Annotated in this window: 20 protein-coding genes and 2 tRNA genes; 11 read left to right on the top strand and 11 right to left on the bottom strand. The window is 67.3% G+C overall.

Going from position 1 to position 20,100, the window contains the following annotated elements; genetic code table 11:
• Nucleotides 1-36 precede the first annotated feature (36 nt).
• Together gluQRS and IPG97_06865 are read left to right on the top strand one after the other, a co-directional pair.
• Nucleotides 37-954 (top strand): tRNA glutamyl-Q(34) synthetase GluQRS, encoded by a 918-nt coding sequence (gene gluQRS / locus IPG97_06870; GenBank protein ID MBK6856269.1) that lies wholly within the window; start codon nucleotides 37-39, stop codon nucleotides 952-954.
• 9 nt (nucleotides 955-963) lie between these two features.
• On the top strand, nucleotides 964-1,386 hold the full coding sequence (locus IPG97_06865) for a CbiX/SirB N-terminal domain-containing protein (protein MBK6856268.1): 423 nt from the start codon (nucleotides 964-966) through the stop codon (nucleotides 1,384-1,386).
• Nucleotides 1,387-1,423: 37 nt separating this feature from the next.
• Here IPG97_06865 and IPG97_06860 read toward each other — a convergent pair whose 3' ends face one another.
• A complete protein-coding gene (locus tag IPG97_06860; GenBank protein ID MBK6856267.1) occupies nucleotides 1,424-1,783 on the bottom strand; it encodes a hypothetical protein in 360 nt (119 codons plus the stop codon).
• A gap of 100 nt (nucleotides 1,784-1,883) precedes the next feature.
• Nucleotides 1,884-3,749: an APC family permease gene (locus tag IPG97_06855; GenBank protein MBK6856266.1), complete on the bottom strand. Its 1,866-nt coding sequence runs from the start codon at nucleotides 3,747-3,749 to the stop codon at nucleotides 1,884-1,886.
• A gap of 223 nt (nucleotides 3,750-3,972) precedes the next feature.
• On the opposite strand from IPG97_06855, the gene IPG97_06850 reads away from it, so the two are divergent.
• From IPG97_06850 to IPG97_06840, 3 genes are all read left to right on the top strand, one after another.
• Nucleotides 3,973-4,641 (top strand): TrkA family potassium uptake protein, encoded by a 669-nt coding sequence (locus IPG97_06850; GenBank protein ID MBK6856265.1) that lies wholly within the window; start codon nucleotides 3,973-3,975, stop codon nucleotides 4,639-4,641.
• Entirely contained in the window at nucleotides 4,641-5,309 is a 669-nt protein-coding gene (locus tag IPG97_06845; GenBank protein MBK6856264.1) for a TrkA family potassium uptake protein, read from the top strand. Before IPG97_06850 ends, IPG97_06845 begins: the two co-directional genes overlap by 1 nt.
• Nucleotides 5,310-5,376: 67 nt before the next feature.
• Entirely contained in the window at nucleotides 5,377-6,099 is a 723-nt protein-coding gene (locus IPG97_06840) for an MBL fold metallo-hydrolase (protein MBK6856263.1), read from the top strand.
• A gap of 137 nt (nucleotides 6,100-6,236) precedes the next feature.
• Here IPG97_06840 and IPG97_06835 read toward each other — a convergent pair whose 3' ends face one another.
• The 3 genes from IPG97_06835 to larB form a co-directional block, all read right to left on the bottom strand.
• Nucleotides 6,237-6,695 carry a nuclear transport factor 2 family protein gene (locus IPG97_06835; protein MBK6856262.1) on the bottom strand — a complete coding sequence of 153 codons (459 nt, stop codon included), beginning with the start codon at nucleotides 6,693-6,695 and terminating at the stop codon, nucleotides 6,237-6,239.
• A gap of 86 nt (nucleotides 6,696-6,781) precedes the next feature.
• Nucleotides 6,782-8,122 carry a nickel pincer cofactor biosynthesis protein LarC gene (gene larC, locus IPG97_06830; protein MBK6856261.1) on the bottom strand — a complete coding sequence of 447 codons (1,341 nt, stop codon included), beginning with the start codon at nucleotides 8,120-8,122 and terminating at the stop codon, nucleotides 6,782-6,784.
• The gene (gene larB, locus IPG97_06825; protein ID MBK6856260.1) at nucleotides 8,119-8,850 is read right to left on the bottom strand and encodes a nickel pincer cofactor biosynthesis protein LarB; all 732 of its coding nucleotides are present in this window, start codon (nucleotides 8,848-8,850) and stop codon (nucleotides 8,119-8,121) included. The genes larC and larB overlap by 4 nt, the downstream gene beginning before the upstream one ends.
• Nucleotides 8,851-8,956: 106 nt before the next feature.
• Here larB and pheA point away from each other — a divergent pair, with 106 nt between their 5' ends.
• Both pheA and IPG97_06815 read left to right on the top strand, forming a co-directional pair.
• Entirely contained in the window at nucleotides 8,957-9,943 is a 987-nt protein-coding gene (gene pheA / locus IPG97_06820; protein MBK6856259.1) for a prephenate dehydratase, read from the top strand.
• A gap of 192 nt (nucleotides 9,944-10,135) precedes the next feature.
• Nucleotides 10,136-10,900 carry a hypothetical protein gene (locus tag IPG97_06815; protein MBK6856258.1) on the top strand — a complete coding sequence of 255 codons (765 nt, stop codon included), beginning with the start codon at nucleotides 10,136-10,138 and terminating at the stop codon, nucleotides 10,898-10,900.
• 20 nt (nucleotides 10,901-10,920) lie between these two features.
• Here IPG97_06815 and IPG97_06810 read toward each other — a convergent pair whose 3' ends face one another.
• From IPG97_06810 to IPG97_06790, 5 genes are all read right to left on the bottom strand, one after another.
• Entirely contained in the window at nucleotides 10,921-12,411 is a 1,491-nt protein-coding gene (locus tag IPG97_06810) for a hypothetical protein (GenBank protein ID MBK6856257.1), read from the bottom strand.
• Between the two features lie 2 nt (nucleotides 12,412-12,413).
• Complete coding sequence (locus tag IPG97_06805; GenBank protein ID MBK6856256.1) at nucleotides 12,414-13,946, bottom strand: hypothetical protein; 1,533 nt, start codon at nucleotides 13,944-13,946, stop codon at nucleotides 12,414-12,416.
• Nucleotides 13,947-14,049: 103 nt separating this feature from the next.
• A complete protein-coding gene (locus tag IPG97_06800; protein MBK6856255.1) occupies nucleotides 14,050-14,403 on the bottom strand; it encodes a hypothetical protein in 354 nt (117 codons plus the stop codon).
• A 421-nt stretch (nucleotides 14,404-14,824) separates the two neighbouring features.
• Entirely contained in the window at nucleotides 14,825-15,760 is a 936-nt protein-coding gene (locus IPG97_06795) for a PQQ-binding-like beta-propeller repeat protein (protein MBK6856254.1), read from the bottom strand.
• Between the two features lie 163 nt (nucleotides 15,761-15,923).
• Nucleotides 15,924-16,011: transfer RNA gene (locus IPG97_06790), tRNA-Ser, on the bottom strand.
• A 140-nt stretch (nucleotides 16,012-16,151) separates the two neighbouring features.
• On the opposite strand from IPG97_06790, the gene IPG97_06785 reads away from it, so the two are divergent.
• From IPG97_06785 to IPG97_06775, 3 genes are all read left to right on the top strand, one after another.
• Nucleotides 16,152-16,243: transfer RNA gene (locus tag IPG97_06785), tRNA-Ser, on the top strand.
• 327 nt (nucleotides 16,244-16,570) lie between these two features.
• Entirely contained in the window at nucleotides 16,571-17,041 is a 471-nt protein-coding gene (locus IPG97_06780) for a transglycosylase SLT domain-containing protein (protein MBK6856253.1), read from the top strand.
• 155 nt (nucleotides 17,042-17,196) lie between these two features.
• On the top strand, nucleotides 17,197-18,126 hold the full coding sequence (locus IPG97_06775; protein ID MBK6856252.1) for an MBL fold metallo-hydrolase: 930 nt from the start codon (nucleotides 17,197-17,199) through the stop codon (nucleotides 18,124-18,126).
• Nucleotides 18,127-18,210: 84 nt separating this feature from the next.
• Here the strand turns inward: IPG97_06775 and IPG97_06770 are convergent, their stop codons facing one another.
• Entirely contained in the window at nucleotides 18,211-19,188 is a 978-nt protein-coding gene (locus tag IPG97_06770) for an alpha/beta hydrolase (protein ID MBK6856251.1), read from the bottom strand.
• Nucleotides 19,189-19,337: 149 nt separating this feature from the next.
• On the opposite strand from IPG97_06770, the gene IPG97_06765 reads away from it, so the two are divergent.
• Nucleotides 19,338-20,090, top strand: a complete 753-nt coding sequence (locus tag IPG97_06765; GenBank protein MBK6856250.1) for a DNA alkylation repair protein — start codon at nucleotides 19,338-19,340, stop codon at nucleotides 20,088-20,090.
• Nucleotides 20,091-20,100: the final 10 nt, after the last annotated feature.

The following is a 20,100-nucleotide window of genomic DNA, read 5'->3' as shown; positions in this document are numbered from 1 at the left end:
CCACCTGATCGGGCCGGAGCGATCTAGGTTCGGAGCGTGACCACCGGCCGGTTCGCTCCCAGCCCGACCGGCCGGCTGCACGTGGGAAACCTGCGGACCGCCCTGCTGGCCTGGCTCTTCGCCCGTAGCGAGGGCGGGTCGTTCCTGGTTCGGATGGAAGATCTGGACCGGGTCCAGTCCAGCCGCGACCACGAGGCCGCTCAGCTCGCCGACCTCGCCTCGCTTGGCCTGGACTGGGACGGCCCGGTCGTGCGCCAGAGCGAACGCTTCGAGCGGTACGAGGCCGCCATCGCCAAGCTGGAAACGGCCGGACTCACATATCCCTGTTACTGCACCCGCCGAGAGATCCGAGACGCCGCGTCGGCGCCCCACGATGGGGCAGCCCCCGACGGCGCCTACCCCGGAACCTGTCGGACCTTGACCTCGGCACAGATCGCCCTCCACCAGGCTTCCGGCCGCCCGCCCGCGCTCCGACTTCGAACCGATGTGGGGCGAGTCACGGTGGAGGACGAGCTGCTGGGAAAGATCTCCGCTGTTGTAGACGACGTGGTTCTGCGCCGAAACGACGGCGTGCCCGCCTACAACCTGGCCGTGGTGGTGGACGACGCCGCCCAGGGAGTCGACCAGGTGGTGCGAGGTGACGACCTGGCTTCGTCCACCCCGCGCCAGGCCCACCTGGCCGACCTGCTCGGTGTCGCCCGACCTCGATGGGCCCACGTTCCCCTGGTTCTCGGTCCCACCGGTCAGAGGCTGGCAAAGCGCGATGGTGCCGTCACCCTTCCCGAGCTGGCCGACCTGGGAGTGTCGTCGGCCGATGTGCTTCAGATCATGGCCGTGAGCCTGGGACTTGCCCTGCCCGGAGAGTGGGTCGGCGTCGAGGACCTGGTCGAGCGGTTCCATCCCGCCCTCGTCCCGGCCACGGCCTGGGTGCTCGACCCGCGTCACACCTCCTAGCGTGACCTTGTGAACCCTGAGCCACCCGATGTCGGGGCAACCACCGTTCCGGCGTTGCTGACCTCGACGGTGGTGGTGTTGGTCGCCCACGGCAGCCGGGCGGCCACCGCCAACCAGGCTCACCTCGACCTGGCCAGCTCACTCGACCAGCGCATCACCCCGACCGTGATCGGCGCCTTCATGGAGCTCGCCCGCCCCTCGATCGGAGACGCCATCGCCGCGGCCGCGGCCCAGGGAGCCACGGTGGTGGCGGTATTGCCCCACTTCCTTCACCCCGGTCGCCATCAGGAGCTCGACATCCCCCAATTGGTGGCCGACGCCGCCGAGCAGTTCCCGGGTGTGCAGGTCCGCCTTCTCGAAGCGTTCGGTGCCGATCCGGCCGTAGTGGACCTTTTGGCCGGTCAGGTCGACCGGGCCCTGACCGGTCCCTGACGGTGCCTGAACTGACCCCGGGATTCCTGGTTACGGGCTACTCGACGATGGTGTAGGCCGGGTTCACCACGAGCAGGCGTCCCCGGTCCTGGCGGGCCACGCCCTCCAGGAGGACCCTACGACCGCAGTCGACGCCGCCCAGCCGTCGACGACCGGTGAAGACCGCGGCGGCGCGCCCGCTGCCGTCGCTGACGGTTATCTCCAACGACGGTGACCCGAGGTGGGGGACCACCTGCACGCTCTGGACCTCACCGGCGATGGTGATGCGGACGCGCAACGGGGCCTCGGCGATCGGCGTGAGCGCGAAGTCGGCGACCCGGCCGGCCAGACGCTGCTCCTCGATCTCGTCGATCGACTCGTTGATCTTGCGGCGCAGCCCCTTCAGCACGGCGACCACCCTTCCAGACCGTCACGCCCCGTGCAATGCCACCCTCGGCCCCCTAGTGGTTGCCATGGCTCGACGCCCCTGGAGCCGGGCGCGTGGGTCGGCGCGCTTTCTAGACCGGATCGACGTGGAACGGAACGCTGGTCACGATGGTGTTGGGCCGGCCTCTAAGGCGGGTTCGCAAGATCAAGGCGCTCTGGTTGTGCAGGAGTTGATGCCACCGCTTCTCGAGCGTGAACTCGGGCACGACCACGGTCACGAAGTCGTCGACGGTCTGAGAGTCGAGGTCGTCGATGTAGCGGATGATGGGCCGGGACAGTTCCCGGTACGGCGAGTAGAGCGACACCAAGTCGACAGGGATGTCGTGTTCCTCCCACTGGGAGTTGATCCGTTCCTGCTCCTCGGGGTTCGACACCACCGTCACCGCCACCAACTTGTCGGGGTTGAGCGACCGGGCGTAGGCGAGCGCGGTGAGTGATCCCTTCGTGACCCGTCCGACCAACACGACGACGGTGTTGGTGCGGCGGCTCACCTTCTCGAGCGGAGCCGCGGCCATGCGGGCATCCATGTCGACGTAGTGGGCCTTGATGGTGCGAAGCCCCCACACGATGAGCGGGATCACCACCACCGGGATCCAGGCCCCGATGGTGAACTTGGAGTAGATGACCACGGCCAACACCACGGTGGTGGCCACACAGCCGAGGGCGTTGATGGCGAGGCCGCGACGCCACTTTGGTTCCTTGAGGGCGAGGTGGTGGCGGATCATCCCGAACTGGCTGAGGGTGAATCCGGTGAACACACCCACGGCGTAGAGCGGGATGAGGGCTGACACCTGGGCTTGGAACACCACGATCAGGAGCGCGGCCATGCCTGAAAGGACCAGTACGCCGTTGGAGAAGACCAGTCGGTCGCCTCGGTTGGCGAGCTGACGGGGCAGATATCCGTCACGAGCGATCAGGGAACTGAGCCGTGGGAAGTCGGCGTAGGCGGTGTTGGCCGCCATGATCAAGATCGCGAACGTCCCGAACTGGAGGCAGTAGTAGAGGATGCTTCCGGTACCGAACACGGCACCGCCCATCTGGGACATGATCGTCTCGCCGCCTTCGTCCACCACCGGCTTGAGGTGTTGGGCCAGTACCGACAGGCCCAAGAAGCCGACGGCGAGGATGCCAGCCATCATCGCGAGGGTCTGTGAGGCGTTGCGGGACTCGGGCTTGCGAAACGCCGGGACACCGTTGGAGATGGCTTCCACACCGGACAGGACGACGGCGCCGGAGCTGAACGCCCGCAGGATCACGAACAGTGTTGCGCTGGTCATCAGTTCGTGGTTCTCGGCGAAGTGGTGCGCCAACTCCTTGGTGCCTTCGACCTCGGTCAGGTCACCGGTGAACAGCTTGAAGAAGCCGGTACCCAAGAACACCGCCAGCGACGCCACGTAGAAGTACGTGGGGATGGCGAACACCTTCCCTGACTCCTTCAGGCCCCGCAGGTTGCCGACTGCCATCATCGTCACGAAGAACAAGGCCAGGCCGACCCGCAAAGTGATGTCGTCGTTGAAGTCGAAGGCCGAGCCGATGGCCATCACGCCCGACGAGATCGAAACCGCCACCGTGAGCGTGTAGTCGACCAGGAGTGACGCCCCGGCCACCAGTGAGGCCAGGGGACTGATGTTCTCCCGGCTGACCACGTAGGCGCCGCCACCGTCGGGGTAGGCGTGGATCGTTTGCACGTAGCTCGAGCCGACCAGGACCAGCAGCACCACCGCAGCAATGGCGATGGGCACCAGATAGTGGTGGGAGTTGGGGAACGTGACCGCCATCAACAAGACGAGGAGCATCTCCTCGCCGGCGTACGCGGTGGAGGAGACGGCATCCGACGCGAATACGGCCAGGGCCGTGGGTTTGCCCAACCGTTGGTGTTGTTCCTCGCTGCTGGCGAGGGGCTTCCCCACCAGAAGCCGTTTGAACGCTGATGCCATGCCGTCGCACCTCAGAGAGGTAGCAGGGACCCCGGCCGGTTCGAGCACTCTCTCGGGCACTCGGATCCGGGGCGTGAACCTGCTTGGTCTAGTGCCTGGGCATCAGTTGGTGCGAGCCTTGCCGGGGTCCGGTTCGTGGTGGGTCCGGTGGCCTGCGCTGGATGGACGGACGTAGGCTCCAGCGCCGTCCAAACCGGGACGGTTGAGCCGAGGTGATGTCACGGTGCACGTAGTCGTTGTGGGTTGCGGGCGGGTCGGGGCCGGTTTGGCCCGGAACCTGGAGGAGAGCGGTCATACCGTCGCAGTCGTAGACCGGCGGCCCCGTGCTTTCGAGCGGTTGTCGGAGGACTTCGGTGGTCGCACCGTCACCGGTGTCGGCTTCGACCGTGACCGACTCACCGAGGCGGGCATCGAGGAGGCTGGCGCCCTGGCGGCGGTCACCAACGGAGACAACTCCAACATTTTGGTGGCCCGCGTGGCCCGGGAGACGTTCGGCGTCGACCGGGTGGTGGCCCGGATCTATGACCCTCGACGAGCCAAGATCTTCGAACGACTCGGCATCCCTACCATCGCCACGGTTGAGTGGGCCACCGAGCGGGTGCTGCAAAGGATCATGCCCGACCGCCCCAACGCGGAGTGGATCGACCCCAGCGCCAACGTCCTCCTCATCGAACGACCGGTGCCACCGAAGTGGGCCGGTCACAAGCTCGGCGAGATCGACCTGGCCGGTCACGCCCGGGTGGCGGCGTTGACCAGGCTCGGCGAAGGCAGTGTCGCCGGTCCCGACACCATCGTTCAGGACGGCGACGTCCTTCACGCCATGGTCAGCGGAGATTCCATCGAGCGTTTCGACGCACACTTGGGCAACGGCCCAGTCAAGGGAGGGCACTGATGAAGGTCGTCATCGCCGGCGGGGGCAACGTCGGAACGTTCATTGCCGAAGACCTGGCCAAAGCGGGCCACGAGATCGTCATCGTGGAGGTCGACGCCGACCGGGTGGCAGAAGCCACCTCGATACCCCAGTCCCCCGGGATCAGCTGGGTGACCGCTGACGCGTGCGAGGTGTCCGAGTTCGCCCGAGCCGATGTCCAGGCCGCAGATGTGGTGGCCGCCGTCACGGGAGACGACGAGGACAACCTGGTCATCTCCCTGCTGGCCAAGCAGGAGTTCGCGGTGCCGCGGGTGGTGGCACGAGTCAACAACCCTAAGAACGAGTGGATGTTCAACGAGATGTGGGGCGTGGACGTGTCCGTGTCTACTCCGCACCTGTTGAGCGCCCTCGTCGAGGAGGCGGTCTCGGTTGGGACGCTGGTCCGGCTGTTGTCCTTCGAGGGCGGCAAGGCCCGACTGTGCGAAGCGACGTTGGCCGACAACTCGCCGGCCAACGACAAGGAGATCGTGAACCTGGGCCTGCCTCGCAGTGCCACGGTGGTGGCAGTTCTGCGGGACAGCCATGTGATCGTGCCCCGCGGTGACACGGTGCTACGGGCCGGTGACGAAGTGCTGGTGCTTACCACCCCTGAAGCCGAAGAGGACGTGATCGGCGCCTTGGTCGGCTGACCCGGCAGCCGCTTGTCCGAGTTGGTCCGGACCTACGATCAGCGGGTCCGGCCGTCAGGAGTTAGCCATGCCCGAACCGTCCCGCCTCTACTTCCGCCAGCTCCTGGCCGGCCTCGATGTGGCCGAGACCGACCCGGTGGCCCAGCAGATGGTCAACTTCATCTACCTGATCGGAGATCGCGAGACGGGCGAGGCGGTCATCGTCGACCCGGCCTATGACCCGGCCGGGATCATTGCTGTAGCCGAGGCCGACGGGATGAAGGTTGTCGGTGCCCTCGGTACCCACTTCCACGCCGATCACGTCGGCGGGAACCTGGGTGGGATGGCCGAGATCGTGGGCATCGCCGAGCTTCTCGACCAGGTCCAGGTGCCGATCCACGTCCAGGCTGACGAGATCCCCTGGATCACTCGCACCACGCGGGTCACCGCCGATCACCTCGTCGGCCACGACAGCGGTGACACCGTGATGGTGGGCGAGATCCCGATCACCTTGATCCACACTCCGGGCCACACGCCCGGGAGCCAGTGCTTCCTGGTCGATGGTCGGCTGGTGGCGGGCGACACGTTGTTCCTGGACGGATGTGGCCGCACCGACCTTCCGGGCAGCGATCCCGAGCAGATGTACTTCAGCCTCACCCAGCGCCTGGCCCAGGTCCCCGACGATGCCGTGCTGTTCCCCGGTCACCTCTACTCCGAGAAGCCTTCGGCCACCATGGCCGAGACCCGCAGCCGCAATGTGGTGTTCCGGCCTCAGAGCCTCGAACAGTGGCTCATGATGTTCGCTCGCTGACCACGTCTGACGCCGCTTGCGAAGCGCCCGTGGCGGACGGGTCACATCTCGCCGCCGTGTCGTCTTTGAGGGGGCTTGCCTGGGGCGCCTTTGGCTAGCCGCCGAGGGGTCGGTGGCGTGAGGTTTGTGGCCGTTCGCTAGCGGCTGGGGTTCTGGACCATCAGGGAGTTCGGGGACGAGCCGTCCACCACCACGATTCGTTCGCTGAACCGCCAGCGTCCCAGTTCCAGTTCCAAGCGGTCGAAGTAGCGGCCCCAGTGGTCGAGCCCGATGGCGGTGTGTACGGCGAAGTACGAGCTGGCCCGGGCTCTACCCCCTTCCACCTCGGGGATGAGGACACTCGAGACGTGGTGACGAACCGGTCCTGGAGAGGCGTCTGGCCCTTGGGCCTTGGCGGTTCGTTCCACCACGGCCCCCAGCTCGGCGAGGATGACTTCTCGACCCTGCCACCGGTCGCCGTGAGCGCCGACGTCGAGGACGCCGTGGACCGTGAACAGGTCGGCCAGCTCGTCGAGCCGGCCACGGTCCCCGGCCCAGGTGTAGGCGGCGAGCAGGTGGCGGATCTGCTCTCGGGCGATCACCTCGGATATTTCCATGGCCCTGAATCTATGGAGGCGAGCTGATGGGGGAGCCGACCAACGATTCTCCGACACACATGGCGAGCAGCCGTGTCGAGGCCGGGTCAGGCCGATGGCAGGTCGGGGTCGGGACCCTGGGGCGGGGCGTGGTGGTCGTGGTCGTGGTCGTGGGGATGGGGATGGTCATGGTCGTGACCGTCGTGGTGGTGAGACGGGCCGTGATCGTGTGCCGCCTCCGGCGGGCGGTGGTCGTCGATGAGACCGTGGTCGTCGACGGGCTCGGCCGGGTGTTCCACCGACCAGCGGGCCTCGGCCTCGGCCAGCACCGAGCGAAGGGGACGCCCGGTCTCGGCCGCGACCCGGGCGGCATCGTCGAACTCGGCCTTGACCCGTCCCGGCCCGACCTTGATTCGAACCGGGAGGTCGCCGACCTCGACCTCACCCATGGAGCGAGGCTCGGGCCAACGGTCCATCGCCACTCCTCTCACCCCGAGGGTCCCGGTCTCTCGGACCAGCGTGGCCCGGACCGGTCCCAGCACGGCGATGTCGCACAGGGCGCTGACCACGTGCGCAGGACGCCCCTTCTTCCCGGTGACCGCGGTGATCCAGGCGTCGGCCGCTCCGGCCCGTAGCAACTCGGCCACGGTGTGGGCCAAGACCTCGCCGGTGGCGTCGTCGACGTTCGCCTCGATCAGCATCTGCGGTTGACCCGAAGGGGACGCAGCCCGGGCCTGCTCCCCCAGCACGACCTGGGTCAGGTTGGGTCGGTCCGGCAGCTCTCGCGACCCGGCCCCGAACCCGGTGGTGGTGACGGTCATGGCCGGCAACGGTCCGAAACCGCGGGCCAGGGCAGCCATCAATGCCGCTCCGGTGGGGGTGGTGAGCTCGACGGCCAGGTCGACACCCCGGGTGGGAACCCCTCGCAGCAGTTCGACCACCGCCGGAGCCGGGTTGGGGATGATGCCGTGAGCGGCTCTGACCATGCCCAGCCCCACCGCCACCGGTGAACAGAAGATGTCGTCAACGTCGAGCACCTCGAGAGCAGCGCAAGTGCCGACCACGTCGATGATGGCATCCACCCCACCCACCTCGTGGAAGTGGACCTGGTCGGGCGGGCGCCGGTGCAGGTGGCCTTCGGCAGTAGCCAACGATCCGAAAACGGCCAGGGCCCGAGACTCGACCCGGGGCGGGAGACCGGCCTCGGCGACGAGACCTTGGATGTGCGCCGCCGTGCGCACCACGGTCGACTCCCGGACCTTCACGTGGACCTTGGTGCCACCGATGCCGCCCCTCAACACCGGTTCCACCTCCAGCGCCCAACCCGGAAGGGGGAGGCGACCCAAGATGGCGTTGACCTCCTCCACCGGTGCCCCCGCGTCGATCAAGGCGCCCAAGGCCATGTCGCCGGCGATGCCAGAGAAGCAGTGGAACCAGGCGGCGGTCATGGGCCAACCGGATCGGGGGCGGCCGTCACCGACTGGTCGACAGACGGGGGAACTTGGCGGTTCGGGTTGAGGAACATGCGGGCTACGGCACTGGCTGCCCCGAACCCGTTGTCTATGCCCACCACGGTTACGCCCGCGGCGCACGACGCCACCATGCCGAGCATGGCGGTGACCCCCTCGAACGCGGATCCGTAGCCGGCGCTGGTGGGCACCGCCACCACCGGTGCGCCGGTGAGCCCGCCGACCACCGAGGCGAGAGCTCCTTCCATGCCGGCGATCACCACCACGGCATCGGTGTCGGTGAGGGCGGGAAGTTGATCCAACAGACGATGGATTCCGGCCACACCGACATCGGTGATGCGCGTGGGGATCAACCCGTGGGCGGTGAGGGTGGCGTCGCACTCGTCGGCCACCGGCAGATCCGCGGTGCCCGCGGTGATCACCAGGATCCGTTCGGGTCTCGGTGGCGCCGGACGCCAGACCACCGTCGAACATTCCGGCGCACCGATGGCGTGGCCGCCAGGGTTGGTGGCCAGAACGGCGTCGACCATGGCCGCGTCGGCTCGGGTCAGCACCAGGGGGGCCGCAGCGGAGCGGGCCAGCAACTCGGCCACGATGCGTGCGGCCTGGTCGGGTGTCTTGCCGGGGCCGTACACCGCCTCGGCCATGCCCTGGCGAACATGTCGGTGGTGATCGACCCGGGCGTAACCCATGTCGGAGTAGGGCATGAGGCGCAGGGCGGCCACGGCATCGTCGGGGGTCGTGGTGCCGCCCCGTACGTCGTCGAGAAGTTGTCTGAGGGCGGCCTCGTCCACCGCCCTATCCTGCACGGTCGTGACGACCGAGGCCTCCTCCACCGATCCGGCACCCGCTACGGCCGACACGACCCGGCTGAAGGTGGGCTTCCTCGGACCGTGGGGCACGTTCACCGAGCAGGCGCTGCGCACCCAACCCGACCTGGCTTCCGCCGAACTGGTTCCGTTGGCGACCATGGCCGACGTCTTGGTGGCCGCCGAGTCGGGTGCCGTCGACCTGGGTTTCGTAGCCATCGAGAACTCGATCGAAGGCGGGGTGAACATCACCTCTGACACATTGGCCTTCGACGTGGACGTTTTGATCCAGCGGGAGGTGGTCATCGGTGTCCAACAGCACCTGATGGGTCTGCCTGGCGCCGTGATATCGGCGATCGCCGAGGTCGTGTCGATCCCTCACGCCACCGCCCAGGCCCGAACCTTCCTGCGCACCAACCTTCCGACCGTTACCACCCGGGCGGTCAACTCCACATCTGAGGGTGCTCGGCTGGTCGCCGAGCTGGCCGACCCTACGGTGGGGGCGATCGGCAACGAACTGGCGGCGGACATCTACGGGCTGGAGGTGCTGGCCCGAGACATCGAGGATCACCCAGAGAACCAGACCCGGTTCGTGGCGGTGCGCCCCGGCGTGGTGCCCCCGCCCACCGGACACGACAAGACCTCGGTGGTGGTGGCCCAGAGGGCCGACCGGCCGGGGAGCCTGCTGGCCATCCTCCAGGAGTTCGCGGCTCGGTCGATCAACCTCACCAAGCTGGAGTCGCGGCCCACCAAGAAGGCGCTGGGCGAGTACTGCTTCCTGCTCGACATGGAGGGTCACATCGCCGACGACGTGGTGGCCGACTGCCTCAAGGCACTGCGGATCAAACACGGATCGGTCAAGTTCCTCGGCTCGTACCCGTCGGCCGCCCCTGACGGCCCGACGGTACGAAAAGGGGTAGACGAGGCGTCTCGTGACGCGGAAACGTGGCTGGCCGGAATGCGGGCCCAGATCGTCGACGCCGGTCTCTGACGGCGGGTCCATCGCTGTTCCGGGTCGGGAAGACGCGGGGAGCATCGGGTAAAACCGCAGGTCACAGGCCTGCGTTCCCCATTTCCCACTGATCTCCCGAGTTTGTGCGTTGCGGTCGGCCCGAACGCGCGGTTTGGTGCTCCTGCGCACGGATCGTGAAGTAGGAGGGACGGCGCGATACATGTTCTGGTTGTGGACAACGGAGAAGTGGGGCGGCTGGGGCGGGCCGCGGCCCTAGAGGTGGCGGGTCACCGGCCCACGGCGATGGGATGGGAGGAGGCCGCTCGGTTGGTTGACGAGCCCGGATCGACACAGTTCGATCTGGTTCTCGCTGCCCTCCGTCCGGATCCCTCGTCGTGGGACCGGTACGGATCTTTGACCACCGCTGGGAAGCTGGCCCGGAACTTGCCGGGACAGCCCGAGATGGTTGCGCTGGTTTGGGGAGATGGAGTGGACAACCCACTCCTCGGGGTGCGGATGGCTCGGGCCGGGATCTCGAGGGCGGTGCCCTCCACCGACGCCGGCTCCTCAGATGACCTTCATGCCATCGTCACCGACGCGACGGTCGGAGTCAGGCCGACACCGACGTCCCAGCAGCTGGCGTGCGTCGGCGTGGGGGTGGAGACCGATCCCGATGCCGTCATCGCGTGGATCCAAGACCGTATGGACCACCCCGAACACGGTCCGGCGTATCGCAACGCCTTCGAACCTATGTTCGCCCAGAACACCTGTGGCCTGTCGCGCCGTCAGGCCTACGCCCTGCGGGTCGGACTGACCAAAGCCGGTCGCATCCTCACTCCGGTGGGCCGGAGCGGCGGCGGACCGGTGAGCGACGTGTCGCTACCTCGATGGTCCGAGGTGATCTCGGTGGCCAACCTCTGCCGTGGGGTGGACGTCATGAGCCGCAGCGCCGACGCCGTCGACGCGGTTCCCGTGCCAAGACGGTTCGTGGCCTGACCGCTGGCCTAGCGAGTCGACTACTTGTAGTCGGCGCACACGAAATGGGAGTCCTCTGGGTAGGCATCCAGCTCCCAAGCTTCCACTACGTACTGGGTGGCCTTGAGGTCCCACGTGGCGCACATCCAGGCGCTGGCCGACGGGATCCAGTGTCGGATGCCGTCCTTGTCGACGTACCAGGTGGTGGGACCCAGCTTCATGATGTGCCCCCGGTAGTCCACGGCGGGCTTGGGATCGACTGGCAGCTCGCTCCACGGGAACCACCGATAGCGGTCTGCCGGTTGTGATAACGCGTCCACGTCGCTGATGACCCCCGCAAGGAAGGTCCAGCCGTGCTGGAAGGTTTGACGAGCACCGGTGGAAGCCATTCCCGGAGCCCAACTGGTGGCCCCAGTGGGCCCGGCTGCGGACTCGGGGACACCCATGGGAAGACCCATGTAGCCAGCGGGTCCTCCAGCGGCGATCCAGAAGTCCCATTGCCCACCGAGGACCGGCAGACCGAGTCCACCGGGCTGGCCGAACACCAGTCCACCAGCGGTTGTCCTGATGATGTCGACCCCGTTCAGCTGGATCCGCCCGACCGGGTAGCCGACGAGATTCACCCCGATAGCGTCGCCGTTGTAGCGGAAACGGTAGGTGTTCCATTCGGTGTCGGTGATGTGCATGGCGACGCTGGTGCCGTCAGCGGCGGTGATGATCACGCCAGCCGACTTGCCGCCCGCCATGAGGCGCTGGATGGTCAGGTCCCGCCAGCTCTCGAGGGGATGACCGCAAACCAGATCGTTCCCGACCCGGATGCTGGGAGCGAGCGACCGGAAGATGGTGTGAAGGTGGGCGTACGCCGAGGAGGCTGCATCCTCGTAGCCACCGATGGGAACCAGACCAAGGTTGGGGCACCCGATCTCGTCGGGATCGGGCGGGTCGACCTCTTCAGGGTCTGGTGTCCGCGCCGACTCGGGAGCCGTGGTCGGTGGTGTGGGCAGCTCGCTGTCGGTGTCCCCGGGCAGGTTGGTGACCGGGCCGGTAATGGGGGCCTCTACATCGGGCCCGGGGAGCCATGACGTGTCCCCCGGTCCAGGAGAGCCGCCCGGCGATGAGCGGTCGGGATTCGGTCCGTGCGGGATCGTCGCAGTTCCGAGGAAGCCACCGTTGCCTTCGTAGCGGCCTGTGGAGCTACCGGTGCCAGACCGGGTCCGCGTGGCCGCAGCGGTGGGCAGGCGTCCTGGGATGGTGGTAGGTAGGGCCAGTTCGGTGGACGGTAGGACCGGCTGAGTCGGAGGCTCGACGTTGCGGCTCGCTCGGCCGGTGGTGACGCGATCGGGGGCCTCGATGGCATCGAGTCGGACCCGGTTGGAACCGTCAGGTCGTTCGGGCTCCCGGGAACCGACCCAGACCACACCCGCCGCGATCACGGCCACGCCGAGGGCGACCAACGCCGCGCTCTGGCGCCGGCCAGACACAGGACGCTTTGGCGAGTCGGGCTTCGAGTGGTTGGCGGACGGGTCGGTCACGGTCATCGACACCTTGAAGGCTCTCCGATCTCGAGGGTGGCGATCGCGATGATAGGTACGTCGCGAACTACGTCCACAGCCAGCGACGTGGCACAGCCGTAGTCACTTCGGGCCGGAAGCCAGTGGCGAACTTCGTTCTCGTCGATCAACCAAGACGAGCCGTCATCGGCGACCAGCACCCGGCCCGCGATGTTGGGTGGGAGCTGGCTGGCCGGGTTCGGGATCGGTTTCCATTCGACCTGGGTCGAGTCGACGAAGTCGATGGTCACTCGGCCACCTTGGAAGTCCTGCACCATTCCGACCCCGGGAAGGTCTCGCTGGCCCGACACCGGTAGGCCCATCTCGCCGTCGATGCCGCCCCGCTCGGCCCATTCGGCGAGGATCGATCCCCAAACGAGCCGGGCGTCCTCATGTGGGCCTCCGACCACGACGCTCTGGGTCAGGCGCACCACCCAGGATCCGTCTCGATCGTCTCGCTCGTAGGGAACTCCAGCCTTGTCCCCGTAGGCGAGGTAGAAGTTGCGGAGCACCCAGAACTCGCTGTGGTGGAGCATCAGCGTTCGGCGCGGTTCTCCTTCCACTGCAACCAGGGCACCGATCCCCTGCGCCGATCCGTCTGAGATGGGTTGGTTGATCATGCCGCTATCGCGTCCCATGACCCCGGCGCAGGTGTTCGCTCCGGCGGGCAGGTCCTTGGAGGCCTGACGGAACAAGGGCGCCCACTCCCTGATCTCGTCGTCGGCGGTTGGTCCGACGTCGCCCAACCTGTGCGTGAGTTGGACGCAACTCCGAGGACGGGAACTGGTGGTCGAGGTGTTCGGGTCGCTGGCCTCCGACACCTTGTCATCGTGGGTGAGAGCCCATATCGCCAAGGCCCCGAAGGCAACGGTCACAGCCGCAACCAGCGTCATGAGAACGATCGACCTTCGCCTGGCCTGGCGGGAGGGCGGAGACGGCTCGAGGCCGTCAGGTCCTCCACGATCCGTGTCGGCGCCTCTGTGTTCCGTGTCGGTGATGACGATCGGAACGATCGGGGGGGACGTCGACTCGCTGGTGGCGTTCGAGCCGGGGGCCAACGGGCCTGGACCCGGTTCGGTGGCGGTCTCCTCGGGAGCCAGCCTGGATCGGGAAACGGCGATCATGGCCGCAGCCAGGGAATCGAGGGTGTCGTCGAGCTGGGCCGTTCCAGATGCTCGCTTGCGGCGGTAGGCATCCCAGCCGCAGGCGAAAGCGCTGGCGGCTTCGGTGCCGCGCTGGGCGACGGTGCGCCATCGTCCGTCGCCGGACCCGAGTAGAGCCGCTGCGGCATGGCGGTGAGCGGCATCGTCGATGGTCGCCACCGCTTGGTCGATCAACGCCGTCATTGCGGCCAGGCGGGAGTCGGGGGAGGTCAGTTCCGCCTCGGACAGCAAGGCGGTCACGGCCGGGAACGACCCGTCGCGAATCGAGGACCGCGCCCTCAACCCCATGAGCCTTCGGAGTTCCTCGGTGAGCGCGGAGGTCGATGCGACCGTTGGATGTATGTCGTTATCCACCGGCCCTCCCCGTGCCTTTTCGCTGGTCAACGATGATACGAAACTGCTGTGACCACAGCTCTTCAGGCGGGTTGCGCGCGGTTCCGCCTAGTTGAGCGCGCGTTCAGGTTAGACCGTGAACGGTGACGTTCACCGTCTTGTAGCTACGGGTGAGGGGCCGAAGAGCGTCGTAGGCCCGTACGCCGAGCGCCTGCTCCAACGGGCGATCGACCGGCCCGGGTACCCCGACATCGAGATCGAGGTCGGGGAACTCGGTGCTGATGGTGCATTCGACATCGTCGGGGTTGTAGCCAGCCTCGTCCAACAGTGGGGTGACCTTGGCCAAGACCGCGGCGATGAGCGGTTGGGCTGCCAGCTCCACCGCCGTAGTACAGGCCGCGCTGACCGAAGACTCATCGGCGTGGAGAGCGACCCACTCGGCGAAGGGGTCGGGCCCCGTACCGCTGACCTCGACCACCGGTATCCCGGCCCGGATCGCACACCTGACCCCGTCCTCGAGCGGGGTGGGGTCGGCGTGTCCTCGCTGCGAACCAGTACCGCGGCGTCGATGTGGCGGTCGATGGGGCAATGTCGGTCGGGTCCCAAGCCGATGCAGGCGAAGCCGGTGTCTCCGGGTTCGTGGCAGCGGTGGACCTGATGGCCATCGTGCACCAAGCGATCCGCGGTGGTCGTGCCGGCCCCGGGGTGGCTCTCGAGCAGGAGGACTTTCAGCGGCTTGGTCATCCTTTGAGCATCGGCCTCAGATCCGGCCGACAGCAGGGGCGAAAGTCCCGAGCCGTTGGAGAGCATCGACACGCGCGGGCTAGGTGGTGAGGCTATGGAAGAGCCGACCATCTACCACCGTGATCACGACGCAGGTGACCGATCCGCGAGGGGCTCTAGTCCCGATGAGGTCGCGAGGACACCAACAAGACGAACACGTGACCGGTGGCGGGATCGGTGGCCACGCCGGTCATGGCACCTACGTCGCGGTATCGCACCGTTCGCCCCGGGTTGTCGTGCTCTCGAGCCCAGCTCAGGTGACCCGTCCGGGGATCGACAGCTCGGATGGTCCGATCCGACCAGCCCTGGAGGTAGACACGTTCCCCGGTCAGGAACAGGCCGCCAAACCACGGGAAACGTTCAGACCAGGCCCGCTCGCCGGTGTCGAGGCGGTAAGCCGTCACCGTGCCCTCTTCCGGCAACCCCTCCTCTCCCGACAAGAGCTGGCCGGTTCCGTTGGACTGGTCGTTCACGAGCACCATCGACGCCGTGGTGATCTGGGCGTAGCCGGGAACTCGCCGGGACCAGAGGGTCTCGCCGGTGGCCCGGTCGACGGCACGGAGATTGCGGGCGTGTTGAGACCAACCGGCCGATTCGCCGCTCACTGCGATAGGGCCGGCCTCCGCCTCCAACAACGAGGCCAGAACGTCGGGGGATACCTGGGTGGCGGTGCCGGAGACGGTGTCTAGTTCCACGGTGGATCCCCGGCCATCGATGGTGAACATCCGATCGTCGACGGCAGCCACCACCCCGCCCGACGCGCACCACCGGTGGGAGCCGTCGCTGGTTGACAGGCCCCAGATGGGGCCCTTCTCACCGTGAACGACGACAGTGCCCGCGGCCACTGCGACCCCGGTTGGTTGGTAGCGGTCGAGGTTGCCGACCAGGCGGGACCACAACAGGCGGCCGCTCTGTCCGTCGAGCGCCAACAGGGCGGCGGGCGGCTTGCCCAGTCCGCACTGCTGACCGACGATCGTCGGTGCTGGCCCCAGGCGCCGGCTGGGGTCGGTGGCTCGACGCCAAGTCAACGTCGCCGCCACGACCACGACCACGACCACAACGACGATCGCGGAGCCGACCCACAGTGGGCGCCTTCGGGTAGGGGCGTCATCCCCGCCTCCCGTTGGACCCCTCCGCCAACTCATCGGCTCAGTATGGCGCCGCCGCCCCCGTCATGGACTTCGCCGCTAACGGCTCGACCCCGGGAGAACCCATTGGCGGAGCGGGAGGGATTCGAACCCTCGGACCCTCTCAGGTCGCCGGTTTTCAAGACCGGTGCATTCGTCCGCTCTGCCACCGCTCCGCCCGTGATCCTAGGTCGCCTTGAACCCTCACTGGCTACTCTGCCGGTCGCCGGGCCCGATGGCGACCAGCTACAGGAAGGGTGACGGCCAACTCGTGGGACCGAGGTGGCGGTGGTGTGTACGATGCTGCCCGCAACACGGAGAGGTGCCGGAGTCAGGCCGATCGGGCCTCCCTGCTAAGGAGGTGACGGGGTAACTCGTCCGTGGGTTCAAATCCCACCCTCTCCGCCAAGCGAACGAGCCCCCGGTCACCATGCCGGGGGCTTGTTTCATTCCCCGGGTCGGTGGCGGGACCTCTGGGCAGCGATGCGCGAGCCACGTGGACTGGGTCCGTCGGACCCGTTACGTCAGGTTGCGATCCGCCTGTCATGTGTCACAGACAGCTTGCTGATGTTGCATTTCCATGACGAATGCGACAAACATGTCTCCCTGTTAGCCCCAGAGCGGGAGCCCGGCCCACCTCCGGTGAGTCCACCTCCCGCCCGCAGCACCCGGCATTTGCCGGACCTGACCCGCCTCCAGAGGTGGGTGGGACCACCGAAACAGGAGTTCCATCGAGTGACACGCCCCGCCCCCACCCCGGTCCACGGTTCCGTCGGAGACGGCAACCCCAAGCCGGAGGTGCGTCGGCGCCGCCCCTGGCACCTGGTCGTCGGCCTCTTGGCCGTTCTGACCGTGGCCGGGGCAACCACCGCGTGCTCACCCGAAGGCTTCGCCAGGATGGCGATCGCCGAGCACTGGGGCCTCAACGCGGCTTGTGCCGAGCGGATCGTCAACCGGGAGTCCCGCTTCCAAGCCGACGCCGTCAACCCGAGCAGCGGCACCACCGGCCTTTTCCAGATCCACCCCACCCACACCAAGTGGATCAAGAAGACCTTCGGCTACGACTTCGCCGAGATGAAGGACCCGTTCAAGAACGCCGAGGTGGCCAGCGCCCTGTCGGCTGAAGCCCACCGCATGTACAAGGACGGCTGGCAGCCGTGGCGTTCGGGCGGCAAGCGCATCCCAGGTGGTGGCTGCCCGGCCTGATCGGCCCTGCCGTAGGAACTGACATCGGAGCGCCGGGTTGACCCGGCGCTCCGATGTCGTTTTCGGGCCCCGTGCCAGCCCATCAACCACTCGACCTGATGTATCCGCTTGGCCCCCGAGCGCCCAGGGTCGGGAGAGCCCTAGCCTCGCCGGCCATGGCCTCACCCCTGCGTCATGCCGTCGACCTGTTGAGCTATGCCGCCACCCGTAGCGGCCACCAGTCACGTGATCGGGCCACGGTTGCTGACCTGGCGGTGGCCGATGGCGATCTGGGCCTACCCCCAGGCCTCGAGGTGCGATGGCTCGGGGTGGCCGGGTTCGTGCTCACCTACGAGGGCACGACGGTTCTCATCGATCCCTATGTGAGCCGAGCCCCATTCGCCGACATGCTCAGACGGCGGACAGTCCTTCCAGACAGGAACCTGGTGAACCGTTGGGTACCCAAAGCCGACGCCGTTCTCGTCGGTCACACCCACTTCGACCATGCCCTCGATGCCCCCGAGATCGCCCGTCGCGACGGTGCCACCGTCTACGGCAGCACTTCGGCCCGACATCTCATGGCCCTTCACGGGCTGGCCGATCGGTCGGTGGTGGTAGAGCCGCACCGGGTCTATGAGATCGGGCCGTTCGAGGTGACCTTCGTCCCCAGCGTCCATTCCAAGCTGGTGCTGGGCCTCAAGGTGAACCAAGGCGGGGAGCTCACCTGCGAACACTTGGGTGACCTGTGCCCACAGGCCTACCAGTGCGGCCAGGTGTGGGGCATCCACATCGCTGTCGCGGGGGTCACGCTCTACCACCAGGGATCGGCAGACCTGATCGACGACGAGGTCAGGCACCGTGACGTGGACGTGATGCTGTGCGGGATCGCGGGCCGACAGTTCACCCCGGGCTACCTGGAGAGGATCCTGCCCCGCCTTCAACCTCGGGTGATCGTGGCCACCCACCACGACGACTTCTTCGTCCCCCTCGGCGTCGAGCCAGGCTTTGCCCTGGGGGTGGATGTGGCCCGCTTCCCCGACGAGGTGGCGGCGGTGAGCCAGGACTTCCGGGTGGTCACACTGCCCGAACCCACGCCGCTGGGCTAGCGCTAAGCCGGATCCACCGAAAGGCACAGCCTTCCGGCGGAGTTCGGTCGCCGGTCTATCGGTGAGGACCAGCAAGGCCAGCGATCAGGCCCGGGTCCGACCGGGCCGCTCTGTGCGGAGCTCGGGGATGGCATCGTCTTCGGTGGTGGACACCCCGGGCCTGCCGTCGCGAAGGGCAGCTCGCCACACCTCGGGGTTGTGATCCGCCGGCGGCGTGGTGTTGATGAACGTGAGGATGAGGTCGATGAATCGTTGAGGATCAGAGTGGTGGGGGAAGTGACCCGCACCCGGGAAGTACTCGAGCAAGCTGCCGGGCATGGCCGCGTGGATGATCTGAGCGTGGCGGGACGGGATGATCCCGTCGTTGGTGCCCCACATGATCAGCGTCGGCATGTGGGCGGTCAGGTAGGCCCGATCCCGCATGGTGACGACCTGGCCCCGCCAGTCCACCGCCGAACGCAGGGTGCGGGTGAAGGCCACCCGCGCCTCGGTGTCGGGTAGTCGGCTGAAGACCTCGGTCAGCTCGTCCTTGTCTCGACCCATGTCGTGGCCGACCTGGCGAAGGAACTCCAACCCGAGACGCCCGAATGGGCGCATCGGAGGCAGGTTCATCGTGACCAGAAGCACTTCGGCCAGGGGCGCCGATGCCACCCGTAGAAACGGGTTCACCGCCCGAGCGACGCCGCCGGTGGCCACCAGGATGAGGCGTTCGCACCGTTCGGGGTATTGATATGTGAACTGGGCGGCAACTCCTCCACCCAGAGAGTGCCCGACCACGGTGGCCCGTTCCACACCCAGCACCTCCAGCAGGTCACGCATGCCGTTGGCGTAGGCCGCCACCGAGTAGTCGGCCCGGGGTTTGGCCGAGTTGCCGTGGCCCAACAGGTCGGGAGCGATGACGGTGTGGTGCTGGGCCAGTTCGGCCATGACCGGCAGCCAGCTCGCCGAACTGTCTCCGATTCCGTGGAGCAACAGCAGGGGCGGCCCCTCGCCGAGCAGGCGATAAGCACGCCGATGGCCGTGGATGGTTCGGTAGCGGACTGGCGGTTCCTGGTTCACCACTTCCCAGGCTACGGCCGACCCGTCCTCGGCCAGGTATCGGAGGTTCTTGTGTCGGCCCGCCCGGGCTCGCCCGCGGTGGGACCTGGCCACGGGGGTCTGGCCACGGGGATCTGGCCAAAGGGATCTGCCACACGTGGACCACCCGATGCATGGTCCATGTGTGGCAGGTTCTGCTGGTGGACGTCAGCGGTGCGGTGTCAGAGATCAAGTCCGAGCTCGAGGCTCACGCCGACCAGGAGCGGGCCGGTCAGCAGCGGACATACCTCAAGAGCGAGATAGGTCACCTGGGTGCATCGGTTCCGGAGGTGAGAGGTGTGGTTCGCCGGTTCCATCGTGACCACCCGAGCCTCGACCGTGACCAGTTGGTGGAGTTGGCCGGGGAACTGTGGTCATACCCCATCCACGAGCACCGCTTGGCCGCCGTCGAGCTGCTGGCCGCTCGGACCAAGGTCTTGAACGCCGCCGACTTGCCCATGATGGAGTCGATGTTGCGCCAGGCCTCAACCTGGGCTCTGGTGGATCCGATAGCGATCTGGCTGGTTGGCCCCATCGTGGCCGCTGATCAGTCGTCGGCCACATGGCTGGATCGTTGGGTCGTGAACGACGACTTCTGGCTGCGCCGAGCTGCGCTTCTGGCACTCCTGGTGCCCTTGCGCGGGGGTCGAGGAGACTTCGTACGCTTCGGTCGCTATGCAGATGACCTGTTGGATGAACGTGAGTTCTTCATTGCCAAGGCCATCGGCTGGGTGTTGAGAGACACGTCCAAGCGCCGCCCAGACCTGGTGTTCGAGTGGCTTGCGCCTCGTGTCGGACGTGCCAGTGGCGTGACGTTGCGTGAGGCGGTCAAGTACCTGACCGGCCCGCAGCGGGCCGCGATCGAAGCGGCTCGGTCCGGTGGGTGACGTGTCGGCA

This window comes from Microthrixaceae bacterium (genome assembly GCA_016702505.1).
GTDB lineage: Bacteria > Actinomycetota > Acidimicrobiia > Acidimicrobiales > Iamiaceae > Aquihabitans.
Note: the sequence above shows the minus strand (reverse complement) of the source record. Positions and strands in the feature narration are given on the sequence as shown.